The organism is Candidatus Nitrosotenuis chungbukensis, from assembly GCF_000685395.1.
GTDB lineage: Archaea > Thermoproteota > Nitrososphaeria > Nitrososphaerales > Nitrosopumilaceae > Nitrosotenuis > Nitrosotenuis chungbukensis.
In genome coordinates this window covers 53,708-68,319 of record NZ_AVSQ01000009.1, presented here as the reverse complement: position 1 = coordinate 68,319, position 14,612 = coordinate 53,708, and the positions used below count along the sequence as shown (strand labels likewise).

General features: G+C 40.7%; 20 protein-coding genes. 11 read left to right on the top strand and 9 right to left on the bottom strand.

All coding sequences use genetic code 11. The features are described 5' to 3' along the window. The first annotated feature begins 19 nt into the window (after nt 1-19). From pcn to cobJ, 4 genes are read left to right on the top strand one after another with little or no spacing between them, the layout of a single operon-like run. Entirely contained in the window at nt 20-763 is a 744-nt protein-coding gene (gene pcn, locus NKMY2_RS02360) for a proliferating cell nuclear antigen (pcna) (protein ID WP_042684075.1), read from the top strand. 35 nt (nt 764-798) lie between these two features. Then, nucleotides 799-2,202, top strand: coding sequence for an aspartate kinase (locus tag NKMY2_RS02355; protein ID WP_042684073.1), 1,404 nt, complete (start codon nt 799-801; stop codon nt 2,200-2,202). Between the two features lie 34 nt (nt 2,203-2,236). Beyond that, on the top strand, nt 2,237-3,685 hold the full coding sequence (locus NKMY2_RS02350; protein ID WP_042684072.1) for a DUF7482 domain-containing protein: 1,449 nt from the start codon (nt 2,237-2,239) through the stop codon (nt 3,683-3,685). Nucleotides 3,686-3,730: 45 nt separating this feature from the next. Further along, a complete protein-coding gene (cobJ, locus tag NKMY2_RS02345) occupies nt 3,731-4,501 on the top strand; it encodes a precorrin-3B C(17)-methyltransferase (protein ID WP_042684070.1) in 771 nt (256 codons plus the stop codon). Here the strand turns inward: cobJ and NKMY2_RS02340 are convergent. The 3 genes from NKMY2_RS02340 to NKMY2_RS02330 form a co-directional block, all read right to left on the bottom strand. Then, on the bottom strand, nt 4,498-5,538 hold the full coding sequence (locus NKMY2_RS02340) for a tyrosine--tRNA ligase (RefSeq protein WP_042684068.1): 1,041 nt from the start codon (nt 5,536-5,538) through the stop codon (nt 4,498-4,500). The two genes, cobJ and NKMY2_RS02340, sit on opposite strands and share 4 nt — an antisense overlap. A gap of 64 nt (nt 5,539-5,602) precedes the next feature. Then, entirely contained in the window at nt 5,603-6,073 is a 471-nt protein-coding gene (locus NKMY2_RS02335) for a VOC family protein (protein WP_042684067.1), read from the bottom strand. Between the two features lie 48 nt (nt 6,074-6,121). Continuing rightward, nucleotides 6,122-6,688: a hypothetical protein gene (locus tag NKMY2_RS02330; protein WP_042684065.1), complete on the bottom strand. Its 567-nt coding sequence runs from the start codon at nt 6,686-6,688 to the stop codon at nt 6,122-6,124. Nucleotides 6,689-6,759: 71 nt separating this feature from the next. Between NKMY2_RS02330 and NKMY2_RS02325 the strand changes: the two genes are divergently transcribed. Continuing rightward, nucleotides 6,760-7,845: a DegT/DnrJ/EryC1/StrS family aminotransferase gene (locus tag NKMY2_RS02325; protein ID WP_042684249.1), complete on the top strand. Its 1,086-nt coding sequence runs from the start codon at nt 6,760-6,762 to the stop codon at nt 7,843-7,845. Continuing rightward, the gene (locus tag NKMY2_RS02320) at nt 7,842-8,300 is read left to right on the top strand and encodes a tetrahydromethanopterin S-methyltransferase subunit A (RefSeq protein WP_042684064.1); all 459 of its coding nucleotides are present in this window, start codon (nt 7,842-7,844) and stop codon (nt 8,298-8,300) included. The genes NKMY2_RS02325 and NKMY2_RS02320 overlap by 4 nt, the downstream gene beginning before the upstream one ends. Before the next feature lie 3 nt (nt 8,301-8,303). Here NKMY2_RS02320 and NKMY2_RS02315 read toward each other — a convergent pair whose 3' ends face one another. The 3 genes from NKMY2_RS02315 to NKMY2_RS02305 are packed head-to-tail and all read right to left on the bottom strand — an operon-like array spanning nt 8,304 to nt 10,019. Beyond that, nucleotides 8,304-8,633, bottom strand: a complete 330-nt coding sequence (locus NKMY2_RS02315; protein ID WP_042684063.1) for a dUTPase — start codon at nt 8,631-8,633, stop codon at nt 8,304-8,306. 33 nt (nt 8,634-8,666) lie between these two features. Next, a complete protein-coding gene (locus tag NKMY2_RS02310) occupies nt 8,667-9,560 on the bottom strand; it encodes a PfkB family carbohydrate kinase (protein WP_042684062.1) in 894 nt (297 codons plus the stop codon). Between the two features lie 12 nt (nt 9,561-9,572). Next, nucleotides 9,573-10,019, bottom strand: a complete 447-nt coding sequence (locus NKMY2_RS02305) for a hypothetical protein (RefSeq protein WP_042684061.1) — start codon at nt 10,017-10,019, stop codon at nt 9,573-9,575. Nucleotides 10,020-10,152: 133 nt separating this feature from the next. On the opposite strand from NKMY2_RS02305, the gene NKMY2_RS02300 reads away from it, so the two are divergent. Beyond that, on the top strand, nt 10,153-10,647 hold the full coding sequence (locus NKMY2_RS02300) for a hypothetical protein (protein ID WP_042684247.1): 495 nt from the start codon (nt 10,153-10,155) through the stop codon (nt 10,645-10,647). Between the two features lie 272 nt (nt 10,648-10,919). Next, nucleotides 10,920-11,075, top strand: a complete 156-nt coding sequence (locus tag NKMY2_RS10845; protein ID WP_177316498.1) for a hypothetical protein — start codon at nt 10,920-10,922, stop codon at nt 11,073-11,075. Here the strand turns inward: NKMY2_RS10845 and NKMY2_RS02295 are convergent. Both NKMY2_RS02295 and NKMY2_RS02290 read right to left on the bottom strand, forming a co-directional pair. Next, nucleotides 11,062-11,958: a hypothetical protein gene (locus NKMY2_RS02295; protein WP_052347461.1), complete on the bottom strand. Its 897-nt coding sequence runs from the start codon at nt 11,956-11,958 to the stop codon at nt 11,062-11,064. The two genes, NKMY2_RS10845 and NKMY2_RS02295, sit on opposite strands and share 14 nt — an antisense overlap. A gap of 5 nt (nt 11,959-11,963) precedes the next feature. Further along, a complete protein-coding gene (locus tag NKMY2_RS02290) occupies nt 11,964-12,443 on the bottom strand; it encodes a peptidylprolyl isomerase (protein WP_042684060.1) in 480 nt (159 codons plus the stop codon). 253 nt (nt 12,444-12,696) lie between these two features. Here NKMY2_RS02290 and NKMY2_RS02285 point away from each other — a divergent pair, with 253 nt between their 5' ends. The 3 genes from NKMY2_RS02285 to NKMY2_RS02275 all read left to right on the top strand — a co-directional run bounded on the left by NKMY2_RS02285 (nt 12,697) and on the right by NKMY2_RS02275 (nt 14,068). After that, nucleotides 12,697-12,933, top strand: a complete 237-nt coding sequence (locus NKMY2_RS02285) for a hypothetical protein (protein WP_042684059.1) — start codon at nt 12,697-12,699, stop codon at nt 12,931-12,933. A 79-nt stretch (nt 12,934-13,012) separates the two neighbouring features. Then, on the top strand, nt 13,013-13,474 hold the full coding sequence (locus tag NKMY2_RS02280; RefSeq protein WP_042684057.1) for a hypothetical protein: 462 nt from the start codon (nt 13,013-13,015) through the stop codon (nt 13,472-13,474). Nucleotides 13,475-13,648: 174 nt separating this feature from the next. Then, nucleotides 13,649-14,068, top strand: a complete 420-nt coding sequence (locus tag NKMY2_RS02275; RefSeq protein WP_042684055.1) for a hypothetical protein — start codon at nt 13,649-13,651, stop codon at nt 14,066-14,068. On the opposite strand, the gene NKMY2_RS02270 is transcribed toward NKMY2_RS02275, so the two are convergent. After that, nucleotides 14,055-14,576, bottom strand: a complete 522-nt coding sequence (locus tag NKMY2_RS02270; protein ID WP_042684054.1) for an NADPH-dependent FMN reductase — start codon at nt 14,574-14,576, stop codon at nt 14,055-14,057. The genes NKMY2_RS02275 and NKMY2_RS02270 overlap by 14 nt on opposite strands. Between the last annotated feature and the right edge of the window lie 36 nt (nt 14,577-14,612).

The window sequence follows — 14,612 nt, the reverse complement described above, 5'->3', positions numbered from 1 at the left end:
TAAGACATTTCATTTAGCTTTGGTGTTTTCAGCTAAAACAAGCGGATCAGATGAATGGAAAGCAATACTTTCAGCAATTTCTACACTGGTAGAAGAGGCAACCTTTGAAGCTACCGCGGAAGGAATTTCATTTAGAGGAATGGATCCGTCACACGTTGCGCTAATCGACATTTCTTGGCCAAACTCTGCCTTTGAAAAATACGAATGTGACGGCGACATAAAATTTGGTGTAAGAATCGACGAGTTCTCAAAATTAATCAAAAGATCAGACAAGACGGAGGCAATTGAGATCAGTCTTTCGGACAATATGTTGTTGATATCAATTGGGAAAAACAAACAGTACAAGATGAGATTAATTGAGAGCTCTGCAACAGATACCCCACTGCCAAAGATCCCATATGACACTAGAATTAGTTTGGCAACTGGCCTGTTTGATAAAATTCTTGGAGATGTCCAAGTTGTTTCCGATTATCTGACAATAAAGACAAATGCCACAAAATCAGAATTTTCAGGCAAGGGCGATTCTGGCGAAGTGCTGATATCACTCCAAAAGCAGCAGGATGAGCTGTCTGAAATTTCAGTAAAAGAGGAAAGCATAGGCACTTACAGCCTCGAATACCTAAACCCAATAGTAAAGGCAGTGGGCACAGCCTCAGGCTCGATTGTTTGTGAGTATTCATCTGCCAAGCCGTTGCGTATAGAGTTCAAGGTGGCAAACATGGGACGAATTCATTTTTACCTAGCGCCGCGAGTCGAAAGTTAAAAGCATTTAAGGTTTAGATCCAAATGACATCTAGTTTGAGATTAGTAGTAAAGTTCGGCGGAACCTCGATTTCTACTGCAAAAAACATCAGGAGTGTTGCCAGGTTTATACATTCACTCTCCAGAAAAAATCAAGTCATAGTGGTCTGCTCTGCAGTAAACGATGTAACTGACCAGCTGCTTGACATATCAGAATTCATACAAAAGGGAAACAAGGATTCTGCGAATTCTCTGATGCTCAAAATAATAAAAGAGCACAAACAGCTAGCAAAGGATTCTGTTTTAAGCCAAAAGATAAGGAAAAAGCTTTTTGAAAAACTTGACTCCAGTCTGTCGGAGCTGGAGGGCTTGCTCCATGGAATGATACTGTTAGGTGAGGTCACTCCCAGATCGCTTGACTATCTAATATCGTTCGGGGAAAGGCTCTCAATTGAAATTGTTTCACATGCATTGTCTGATCTAAAAGAAAAATCAGTCACTCTTACAGGAAAGGATGTAGGAATTGTAACTGATTCTAATTTTGGCTCATCAAAGCCACTGATGGATACAACAAGACTAAGGGTCTCAAAGACTTTGGAGCCACTTCTTGGAAAGAAAGCCATTCCGGTGATAGGCGGCTTTGCTGGTGCGGATCAGCACGGACATATCACGACTTTTGGCAGGGGCGGATCAGACTATACTGCAACCATAATCGCATCGTGTATCAAGGCAGACGAGGTTTGGCTGATGAGCGACGTTGACGGGCTGATGAGTGCTGATCCAAAACTGGTCAAAAATGCAAAGGTGATACCGGAGGTCTCATATGTAGAGGCAATGGAGATGGCACTTTTCGGCGCAAAACAGATCCATCCCCGCTCGTTTGAGCCTCTCCTGTCAAAGAAAATCCCAATGCGAATCCGAAACACCTTCAATGTGGAAAACCCGGGAACCCTAGTTACTGCCACGCCTGATGAGGCGACAAACAGGACAGTCAAGTGCGTTAGTGCCATACGACACAACGGATTAATCGACGTCAGAGGCGGAAGCATGGTTGGCGCGCCCGGTACTGCAGCTACAATATTTTCACTTTTGGCAAAGGCAGGTGTAAACATCATGATGATTTCTCAGAGCCCCTCAGAATCAAGCATTTCAATCGTAGTAAAGAAAAATGATCTTGACAGGGCAGTAAACACGCTTGAGATGAACCTTCTTGGCAAGGTCATAAAGAAAATTGACGTTACAATAGACGTTGCCATAATAGCTCTAATCGGCTCTGGAATGCGTGGAATGGTAGGCGTTGCCTCCAAAGTGTTTGGAGCTGCTGCAAGAAACAAGGTAAACGTGATCATGATTGCACAAGGTTCGTCCGAGCTAAATTTGGCATTTGTCGTAAAGGATAACGACTGTGAATCCGTAGTAAAAGCACTGCATGACGAGTTCAATCTTGCAAACAATCATTGAAAAACTTAAAGATGTTTAAGAAACTGGATCATTCGTGAATAAGATTATAATCGCTTTTGCAGTTTTAATAATTTCAACAGTTGCAGTATCGTTGTCCATCATTGACCAGCTCGCAATAGCAGTACCTCAAACAAAGATCCAGTTTACAAAGACACTTGATTCGTTTGACGATCCCGGAATAGGACAGGAAGGATTTCAATTTGCACTGCTCTTATCTGCAAACCAGAAAAGTCTGTACCATGGCTCTGTAACATACACATCGAGTGTGCCAGTTGAAATCATAGTACTGCATGATCTTGACAAGCGGGACGTAAATGGGCAGGCAACATGGAGCGTTGATGGGAATACCATCTACGGGATTTCGATTATAGGGCCACCAGCAAAGGCAGATTCGCTTGACTTTACCGGCGCAGCACTTGGATTTAGGAGCAAAGTGCCATTTACCGTTACTGCAAGCGTGGATGGGTGGATAAGGGGCGAGCCAAAACAGATGGAAGTACAGAAGATAGAGCCAAAACAGCAGTCATTTACGCTTCCAAAGCCGCACGTTCCAGTAATCATTCCAATGCATTCCGGATTTTTTGCAGGCGGACCTGTTTCCTATATCATTACAGATTCGAGCAACAAGACATTTGGTGACAAAATAACGGGCAAGCAAAATTGGTCAGTAGAATTTTCTCCAAGACTTGCAAAGATATCATCTTCTGCACAGAGTACGGTTTACTCGTTCACAAACGGTATCAAAGGAGAAGGCCTGCATGGCTATCAAAACGAAGTATTCTCAAGCAGTCCTTCCCAGCCTGATTCGTACAGCCCGCTTCATTCCCTAGTAACCGTATCGTGGAAGCAGGGACAAAAGGCACAGGTTCTAAACTCTGCAGAGGCAATTCTAAAGGCAGAAAAAGAAAGCAGAGTAAAACTGGTAAAAACAAATGTGGTGATCAATATGCCACACATATTGTGGCCTGGAGGACAGATGCAGCTAAGAAACAGCACCAGCATAACAGATGAATCATCATTTGACAAAGGACAGGTCCTTTCAGTCAGTAACGAGACAAAAAAAGTAACTTTTGTTGCACATAGAGGATGGGGGGCTGACGGCAGGACCACATACTATATCATAACAGATGCAACTCCGATGGGACCTGCAAATCTTTTGGGAGTACCTAATGTACCAAAGCTTGCAAACGCATTGTCAAATTCGATCGTCTCAGAAATGTACCAGTTTAAAAATGGAGTCAAGGGACCTGGGCCTTTGGGATATCAAGCAAGTGTTATGTCATCAACTTTAGAAGAAGGAAGCTACGTGCCAGTTTGCCGAGTATCCATAGTGGAGTGGAATGATCCTATCTATGCAGGAATTCTTGAAACTGTTTCTGATATTAACAGTAAAAAATCAGAAAAAATGATAACTGTTCAGCTTGCAAGACCGTTAAGCAGCGACCATATTGTAAACTGTCCGCTAATAGAACCCCCCAGCTAAATTCCAAAACAAAGGATAAATTATCTTACAGAAGACTAGAATCGCTTGGCAGGAAAACTCTACATTGTTGGTGTCGGACCAGGAAGTCACGACCACATGACATTTCGCGCAAAAGAGGTAATTGAGGAAAGCGATACCATAGTCGGATACGATACGTACGTGACTTTGGTTGAGGATCTCATCAAGGGAAAAGACATCTACAGATACGCAATGACCCAAGAGGTAGAGCGCGCCAAACAGTGCATAGATTTGGCACAGGAGGGAAAGATAGTCTCGCTAGTATCAAGCGGAGATCCCGGAATCTACGGCATGGCAGGGCTGATTTACGAGACATTAGCAGAGGCAGGATGGGATCCGAAAACAGGGTTGCAGGTGGAAATCATTCCAGGCGTATCCGCTCTTAACTCGTGCGCATCTCTGGTCGGCTCGCCACTCATGACGGATTTTGCAGTTGTGTCAATGAGCGATCTTTTGGTTCCATGGGAGATAATAACGAAAAGAGTAGAGGCTGCAGCGCAAGGCGACTATGTAATTGTAATATACAATCCATCAAGCAAAAAAAGAATTCATCAGCTGCAAGACACAAGAAAGCTCCTGCTGAAATATCGCAAACCAGACACTCCGGTTGCAATAATAAAAGGAGCGTTCCGTGAATCCCAGACAATAGTCATGACAGATCTTGAAAACATGGAAGAGCATGCAGACAAGCTTGGCATGATCAGTACTGTGATAATTGGCAACTCGTCAACCTATAACTTTAAGAATTTAATGATTAATCCACGTGGCTACACATCGAAATATAATCTGCAAAGCTAAACACTGTTTTTTATTGTGGAGTATAGCTCCGGATCCAGCGCAATCTTGTCACGAATTGGGGCAATTATTTTTATCAAGTGATCTGCAACTGTTTGTTTTAGGTCAGACGGATGCAGTTTTCCTGCGGCAAAGTCTGCTTCGAGTTGAGGATAATTACCATACGTTACGTTTCCTCCGAATTTTTGTGGCCGTGCGATATAGATTTCGTTGAATTCGTGGAAAATCACATTCTTTACAATTTGTAGAATTGGATTGTTTGATATCTGTGCAACATCGCACCAAGCCTTTTTTATTTTGTTTCCTATTTCCTCATCAGAATCATGAATGAAAATTCCTGATCCCGGCTTTGATTTGCTCATTTTTGATCCTAAATCATCGTCTGGTACCGGCTCTAGCAACCCCGGAAGCAGGCTGTGGTGTACCGCGACTGGAACCTTCCACTTCATTTTTGGAAAAATTTCTCTAACAAGCATGTGGATTTTTCTCTGATCCATTCCCGCATGCGCAATATCAATTTCCATGGAATGAATGTCCACTGCCTGCATCGGCGGATAGAGAAGCTTTGCCAGGTCTATTTTTTCCTCGCTTTCAGATCTTCCCATTATGGTAAGCGTTCTCATGGTTCTTGCAAGTGACATGTGTTTTGTGAATTGAACTAGGTCTTTCCAGTATTCTTTTGTAGAGTTGTATAGTTCGGTTCCACGGATTATTCCAACGCCTGGGCATACTGTTTTGAATGCATCCTCATAATACTTTGAAACTTTGGAGATTGTTTCCCAGTTTCCGCCAAGCTTATCGTTGATTAACGTGTGCCAATCGGCCAAAAAGACATTACATTGTACGCCTGCTTTGATAAAGTCATTAATCTTAAACCCCGTACTGATCAGGCTGCCTAGGTGGAGAAACCCGGAAATCTCAAGCCCAATGTAGTGCTTTGGTTTTGAATTTGTTTCAAAAAGATTTGTCAGTTCTTCTTTTGTTACTATTTCCTCAGTTGGCGGCCTTGCGACAAGATCTATCTTTGTTGTAACATCCAATTTGGTTCAACTTTTACTTGTAACCCTATAAAGCTAATGACTGGACGTTATGAAAAATCGTAGATTATTGGCATGTGTTTTTGAACGCTTCTTGGGCCGTCTTTATTTCCTCAGGAGTCATGTCCTTTTTGTGAGTTGCAATGCTCCAAACATGTCCGAAAGGATCCTGAATTGAGCCAAATCTGTCTCCCCAGAATGCATCCATTAACGGCACGAGTGGTTTTGCCCCAGCAGAAATCGCTTTGTTAAATGTTGCATCAGCATCATTGACGTACAGAAAAATAGATGAGCCTGTACCACCTATTGATTGTGGAGAACGGCAGTTCATTTGTGGAAACTCATCATTTAGCATTACAATTGAATTTCCAATTTTAATTTCTGCATGCATTATTGTTTTTCCATCAGGGCTTGGAAATCGAAAAATTTCTTGTGCGTCAAATGCTTTTTTATAAAACTCAATTGCCTTTGCTGCCTCATGTACCGTTATGGTAGGCGTAACTGTACCATAACCATCCGGAATTGGTTTTACTGACATATGCTTGACTTTTCTCACATATGTTTAAAACATTTTCCGAGTTTGGATTTACGGGTTTATGTCGTCAATTGACTTTCTTGGTTTTGTGCTAAGATAGAACGCATGGGCACTGATCAAAAATCCTGCAAGGAACATCTTTGTTGCAAAAATGAGATTCCAGGGTCTTGACGGATCAGGATATGCGATTGTGAGTGCGTCAATGTCTGGCACGTTTCCATCCTTGATTCCGGCGGTAACTTGCGCGTTTAGCACCATAAAGTTGTACAAGACTTCATAAAGACAGATTACAGTAAATCCTAGAAGCATTAGCTGCAGTAGTGCCATCTTCCACGTGTAAAGCCTCACTGTTCTTTTCCAGCCTATTCGCGAACAGCAGTACCAGCCGATAATTGTAGAGAAGAACAACCAGGTTGTGAGTTTGGCAAAATGCGGAAATGGGAATTCGGTTTTTACCAAGACTTCGCCCATCACGTATGTTCCATGTGCACTCCATTCTTGTAACATCGCATAAACCCCGTACGCTGTGATTGATAGCATCAAAAATGAACAAGTATAGAAAATGTACAAAAACACTTTGTAGCCTGTTTCGTTTTCACGCAAGTAATCTACTTTCATTAATGTCACAACTCTGAGTACTAGCTATAAAAATTAACCAAGTTTATTAGAGTTATTTGGAAAAGCAAGCCATGACGATTCCAGTAAATATTCCGATTATTGGAAAGGAAGAGATTTCCGAAGTTGTGTCAGTTCTGAAAAAAGGTGCGCTTACCTCTGCTGCAAATCTTGGCGGAAAAAACGTTCAAGAGTTTGAAAAATTGGCATCTTCCTTTGTAAAATCAAAGTATGCAATAGCAGTAAATTCAGGCACAGCTGCATTACAGGCAGCGCTATACGCACTTGATATAAAAAGTGGCGACGAGGTCCTTTTGCCTTCCTTCACATTTGTTGCAACTGCAAATGCAGTCGTATCAGTTGGCGCAAAGCCAATCTTTGTTGATATTAGACGCGACAATTACACCATGGATCCAACAGATTTGGAAAAAAAGATAACAAAAAAATCAAAGGTCATAATCCCAGTTCACCTGTACGGCAATGTCGCATACATGGATGAGATTTCCGAGATTGCGAGAAAGCACAGTTTGCGCATAATTGAGGATGCAGCTCAATCTATGGGATCAAGCTACAAAGGAAAGCAAACTGGCACGTTTTCTGAGCTTGGTTGTTTTAGTCTGTATGCAGCAAAGGTAATGACTTCGGGTGAGGGCGGAGTCATAGTTACAAGCAACAAAAGTCTGCGGGAAAAGCTTCTCATGATAAGAAATCACGGAATGGTTCACGGATACGATACGAGGATACTTGGCCTGAATTTTAGGCTGCCGGAGATCAATGCGGCAATTGCCAAAGTACAGATGAAAAAGTTACCAAAATTTTTGCTCAAGCGGAAGACAAATGCAAAAATTCTCACAGATCTGCTTTCAGGTTTGGATCTAATCCTTCCACAAAAAAGAAAGTATGAGGAGGTAAACTGGTATCTTTACACTGTTGCCACAAGATTAAGAGGCAGGATAATGAAGGATTTGAATTCAAATGGGATTGGTGCTGCAATTTATTATTCCACGCCTGTCCACAAGACACCATACTATGGTAAAAAGCTAAATCTGCCAGTTACGGACTGGGCTGCGCGCAGTGTCCTTTCCCTGCCCGTACAGCCAATGGTCACAGAAGACAATTTGAGACTAACTGCCAGAACAATCCGCAGCGTACTGACTTGAATCCGCTATTAAATATCGCAGGAGAAGTTTGCAAAATAATATTTCCAATACATGAGGAGGTTTTTCTTGGAAACAGCGAGTCAACGATTGCCGTGTGTACTTTGTCAAGCATGGAACTCTTGAAGGAAATATCAAATTCTGATTTGATGGGAAAAATTGCCATATCTGGAAGATTGCTTTCCGAAAACAAGGGAATTGACGAGTTGATCCGTAACATTATCAAAAACCCAAATCTTCAAACTCTGATTGTTTGCGGAAAAGAAGTCTCGGGTCACAAGACAGGTCATGCATTGGTGTCATTATACAAGTACGGTATTGACGATGACAGTAGAATAGTAAACTCGCACAGTCCAAGCCCATTTCTTACTGTTTCAAGAAAAGACGTGGAAAAATTTCAAAAACAAATAACACTTGTGGACAGAATTGGGGAAACCAGACTGGACAGGATTATCTAAAATCTAGTATCCGTTTTTCTGTCTGTTTCGGTTAATTTCATTTTTTCTTTTGTACTCGTCTAGTATGTCATCAGGTGTCAAATTTAGCTCAAGTGATGCCTGTACTACAAAATGCCAGATGTCAATTAGTTCTTCTTTTGCGTCTGCTATATCAAACGGAGTCGGTTTTTTCCACCACTTCCAATTTGTTGTGCGCTGCAACTCGGTAGCTTCGTGAATTATTGCAGTACATAGTGCAGATATTTTTCCCTCGGTGTCTTTTGGGTATCTATCAAGGTTCATCATTTCCGAAAGTCCTTTTTGGAGTGAGAAGAGAGATTCTAGTTTATCCATGGTTTGCTTTTTGGATCTGTTGTCTATAACCTTTCAGAAGTCGATCATTTTTTGGTATTGTTGTATCCTAGCTTCGATTTTTTTCTTGTTCGTACAAAGTAGTCCATCTAGGCCAAATCTTTCTACTGCAAACGATCCCATCACATTTCCATAGATTACGGATTTTTTTATGTCAGAAAGATTTGTGCTTTTTTTGCTTGCCAAATACCCAATCATTGCGCCTGCAAACGAGTCGCCAGCTCCAGTTGGATCTACAATATCTTCAAGCGAAAATGCGACGGATGGAAAAATAACGTCATCAAAAAAGAGAAGCGAGCCATGCTCCCCCTTTTTGATGATTATGTATTTTGCGCCCCAGCTCATCATCTTTTTTGCGCATTTGATCAAATTGTGTTCTTTTGTGAGGAGTTTTGCCTCCTCGTCATTAATCACAACGGCATCTACATTCTTTATCATTTTTATGACAGAATTGCGTTTTGTTGAAATCCAAAATTCTATAGTATCACACATTGAGAATTTTAGGTTGTCAAATTCCCGTATCAGTGATGAATTTTGATCAGGATCATTGTTTGCAAGGTATACAAATTCCGATTTTTTATATGACTCAGGAACCTCGGGTTTGAACGTACCAAGAACATTCAACTCAGTCTTATTCGTTGTTCTAGTACTGAGGGTTTGATCATAGCTGCCGTCATAACGAAACGTTTTTCCTTTTTGAATAACAAATCCCCGCAGATCAAGATATTTTGCAAGTGTGTTGTGGTATTTTTTTGGAAAGTCGCTTCCAACCACGGCGATTAATCCAGTGTCCACAAAGAAACTGGCAGAGATTCCGGCAAAAGTCGCCGCACCGCCCAAGACATCCTTGAGAACCTTGTTTGGGGTTCGTATGGTGTCTAACGCAGTTGATCCAAAAACAGTAAGCATTAATTGGAAAAATTAAGAGTCTTGTATAAATTCTCTAGTTTGGTCCTGTGTCGGATAGTATGTAAACGGCACATCAAGTGTGGCAAACAGCAACTGGTATTTTGTGGTTCCAGAGATCTTTACCTGTGGATTCTTAGAATCGGTGCTCTGATCTTTTAAAAACATACCATTTGTTGTAATCTTTCCCATAGCTGGAAGCATGAACGGATCCAAGGTTCCTCCTCCCAGCGTTTTGTCCTCAGTTGATAACGTAAAATCAGTTTTTCCTGCATTAAGCATCAATAGTGACGGATTTTTGAATTCCAGCTCCAGATTGTACAATGAGCCCTTGTCAGTTTTTTCAATTAGTTTGCTGCTAGTTATTGCAACGCTAATTTGAGAAGCTGACGCGTATTGAGTATATCCAAATACGGCAATGCCTGTTATAACCAGAATGACGGCAAGTGCTTTTTTACCCATGCCTATTGATCAAAAATTTGTTTTTCTATAACAGGGACAAAAAATTTCCGATAAGATGTGTAAAATTTTTGATCCAATCTTAAAGCTACTTAGAGCTAGTAGAATAAATGAAAATTTGTCGTTTTTAATACAAATGGCAAAAATTAGGCTCAAATTCGGTGAAAACGAGGTAGAAGTTGAATCTAGAGACTTTTACATAGATAATGAAACAATAGGCCAAGTGATTTCTGACCTTACAAGCAGGCTTGGAGAAGGCAGGGCCAGAATTATCAGCGATGAGGTCGTTTCGCTAGAGCCGCCAAGAGAAATAACGCAGGCATATCAAGCAAATTTGGATTACCTTAAGATACTAAATGACGCCGAAGTGCATGAACCAGAATTTTCACCGCCAACCCCCATAGACCAGGATGAGGTGCCAAGTAAGATTGAACTGTTAGAAAGAGATCTGTTCTTTGCAAAACCGAGAACAGTTTCAGAGACAGTAGAGCACCTAAGAGAATACGGTTGGATCGCAAGCCCCCTTGATGTATCAAAAGCACTATCAAGAATGGCATTTCATAAGGAACTTGAGAAAAACTCGCAGGAAAATAAAACCTACTATTTCAAGGAACCCCAAATTATCAGCTAATCGTGTTTGCAGATATCACATTTGGCAAAAACAGTGCCATCCAGATGATCAAAATGCGTATTACATTCTTTACAGGTGTGATGCATGTCAAAATACCCATCAGGTTCTACATTTCCCACTTGGAATGACTCAAGGTTTGTGCTCTTGCACCTTATGCAATGACATCCACAGTCACACCTCATAGATTGATCAGGTCATTTCTATTAATAAATTCACAAATTTGATTTTTTGTTATTGAATGCTATTATACCTTTTTTTACCATATTGGATTATTGGCAAAAAAGCGAATCGTACCGGAAGAAATTGACGATCATTTCAAGTTGTTTGGTAAGGAGCCGTGGGAGGTCGATTACGGGGAAAAATGCCCCCTCTGCAATGTAAGAATCGATGAGTATGGGTTCTGTTCCTGTGGTTCTAGCGGAGACTAAATTTGTTCTTGTATCTTACGGCAACAACCATTGCGGAGCCAAATATCAAAAGTGACACTAGAGGAAATTCGGGCACTGCAGAAACGCCAATTATTTCTACGGTACCTACTTTGTCAGGCTTTATGCCAAGCCACATGGTTTTGCCGTCCGAATAAAATTCATTATCCAGTGTGGTATTTCCATTAAGTAGCACTTGGTAAGGATTCCAAAGCAATTCGAGTGGTATGATCAATGTAACGTACTTGTTTTCATCGTTTACATCAAATGTGATTTTTTTGTTTGGTTGATCAAATTTGAATGACGAGATATCGGCCAGTGTTATGATTCTGACGTCGAATTTTTTGTCTTGCCATTGAACCTGCTTTACAATTTCTGTCTGGCCCAACTCATATTCTAGTTTTACTTGGCAACCGTGACAGTTGACTCCCCTTTTCTCGGCAAGGTTGATTGGGGTTTCATTTGTAAATATTAGATTAGCATCTTCTGGAAGATAGAACTTGGTCTCTGCAAGATACACATAGTCCCATCTCCACATTCCATCTTTTAGCTTCACTACGTTTTTCAGATCATATTCGATGAGAGTTCTTTTGTCTGTTGGGAACAGCATGAAGCTCTTTACATTTCCGCTTACCTCCCCATACTGAGGTATGTAGCCGTTCTCCTCTTTAATTTGCAAATTAGTAAAATTGTTCTGAATGACAGTTACTTGTTGTGGCTGTATGCTCGGTTCCACCACATGAATAACATGGGCAGATCCATCCTCGTCTATTGTGATTTTTACTATCTGTGTTGGAGGGTTGCCAATTGTTGCTTGTTGCGCAAATACAGTGCCTACTGATGAAAATAATACGCCAAGTATGATTCCAAGTATGATTTTTTTCATTTTTATTATTCTGACATCGTTACCTTTGACATCTGTATGTCCTGGAGCGGACAGTCGTTTCTATCACGTGGCTGATTGACTATGGCATCTGCCACACTCATTCCCTCAATTACCTCCCCAAACACGGTATACTGTCTGTCTAAAAACGTGCTGTCGGTGGTAACTATAAAGAACTGCGAGCCTGCGCTGTTTGGATCCGTTGCTCTTGCCATCGACACTATTCCACGTAAATGTGAGCGGGAATTGAATTCGGCTTTGACCGTGTAGCCAGGGCCACCTTGTCCCCACCTACCTTTGTCTGGCTTTTTGGTATTCGGATCCCCCCCCTGAATCATAAAGCCAGGAATAACTCTATGGAATAGCGTCCCATCATAAAATCCAGAGCCGGCAAGCTTTGCAAAGTTTCTAACGGTTTCCGGAGCAATTTCAGGTAATAGTTTAAATACAATTTTTCCAAATCTGGTTTCTATTGTTACCTTTGCCAAACAATGACAGGCTCCGTCTTTATCATAAGAGTCTTACTATTTTTAGCTAAGTAATTCAAGCAAGATTGTAATTATTACAAAGTTTTGTTTTGATGCGTTTTTTAATTTGGTACCAAGTTATAGAATATTTATTTTACAATTAAAATCAAGTTTGGAATATTAAATGGTATAAGAATTTTTTGAAGTAAAATACAGCTCTAATGTTTGTTTGAAAAAGTTATAGTCTTATATAGAACGGAAAAAATTACAGATTGTGAATCGCACAAATCAAAGCACCGTCATTAAACAAGCAATCAATTCTTATCTTGAAAAGGGGCTAACTGACAAACAAGACATTTACTCCAAAGTGGTTGATGAGCTTGGCGTTCCACGACCTACAGTACGAAGAGTTGCAAGAGATCTCAGAAACGAACTATTGACAAAAATTAAAATTTTACAATCAGAGATCCCACAACTGGAATCCGCTGCAAGTCAAGAAAAAGACGAATAAACTTCGCTTATCTTTTCTTTTATTATCAAATTCCAAAATCAAGCATTACTGTTATATTCGACATGGTCTCCGCATAGACATGGGTTATCTGGGCAACCATCTAGCCACGGTTGTTGTTGCTATTTTTGCTTCAATTTTGACATGGCTTTACTTTGTAATGCCTGCCGCGCTACACCAACTGCTACTAGTATCATCAATTGTAACGTGGTTTTTGGTAGGAATTTGTTGGGCTGCACAAAAAAGTGCTGACTATGCCCACAAACATGGTCATGAGGAAAAAAAAAGCTCACCTAGCATAGAACACAGATCGCAAACAGCACAAGCAAAGACAGCGACATATGACGAATTAAACACGGCCAAGACCACATTTACAGCTCAGTTAAACGAATTACACGATACTGTAAAGCTCAAAGATGGCGAAATTGATCGATTAAAGCAGCAGATCGCAAGTCTAGAAACCCTAGTTCAAATTGAGGCGCTCAAAGCAGAACTTGCAAATCTCAAAGTTCTTGCATCAAAAGAAAAGGGCACGAAGAAATAAGCTACTGACAGTGCTTGCATATACTCGATTTGTGATTTCGTTTGCATCCAGGACAACTTACTGCACCACCAAAGTGGCATTTGCACACACATCCGTCATTTAGAATGTCTTGGTTCATTAACACGTGTAATTGATACGTCATGTTAATATTTGACTATTTCATGATTATTCCTAATGTTTCTAAACAAAACAGTATTTGCAAGTTTTGCAATGATTGCAATTCTTTCGGCAATCTCTACTTCATCTGCAGAAACAGTAGATACTCAGACAACAATAACTCCAATTAACTCATCAATTGGACTTGAAAAAACAATCGTGCCTTTTCATGCACCAAAAGAAAACAAATTACCATGGGGTTTTGTTGAAGGAAAAATAGCAAGTCCTGTAGAGGAGTATCCGGTAATAATTCAGATTTACAAAAATGGCGAGGCAGTTCATTTTGCCCAAACTGATGTCAAAAAGGACGGCTCATACGAATACAAGTTCAGGGTAAGAGACGTAACAAATGACGTAGTTACTAAAATCTTTGAGGGCGACTATACTGTCAAGATATTCAAAGTGGTGTATCTTGACAAAAGCTCTACTTTTGCCTAGATGCAAGAAGCATAGTTTCATCAACCAGTTCTTTTAGTTTTGTTTTTTCATTTTCTCCAATTTGGCCATCCTTTATTGCATCGACAGTCATGAAGACGGCCTTTGGGTTTGTGACTACCCTAAAGTAGCTCATTAGCTGTGTCAGTAGTGTTTGAACATCGATAAAGCCAATGTTTCCGGACGCAAGGATTGCAAGACCTGCAGTTTTTCCCGCCGTGCTTTTGTAATTGACAAACTCAAAGAGATTTTTTAGTGCCGCACTGAAAAACGAATTATAAATCGGCGTGCCTATAATCCACACGTCTGCATCCATTATATCTTTGGCAGCTTGCAGTGTTGTTTGGCTATAATTTTCATTTGATCCACTGAAATAGTCGATTCCACCCTCTGACAAATTAATGAATTTTATGTCCTGGTTCTTTGATTTGGCATAATCGTAAACAAATTTCATCATGATTTGGGTATTTGCGGTTTTTCTTGGGCTGCCGGAAATTACTACAGTTTTCACGCTCTCTTGTTGACCATTCTGTATTTAAATTAAAAT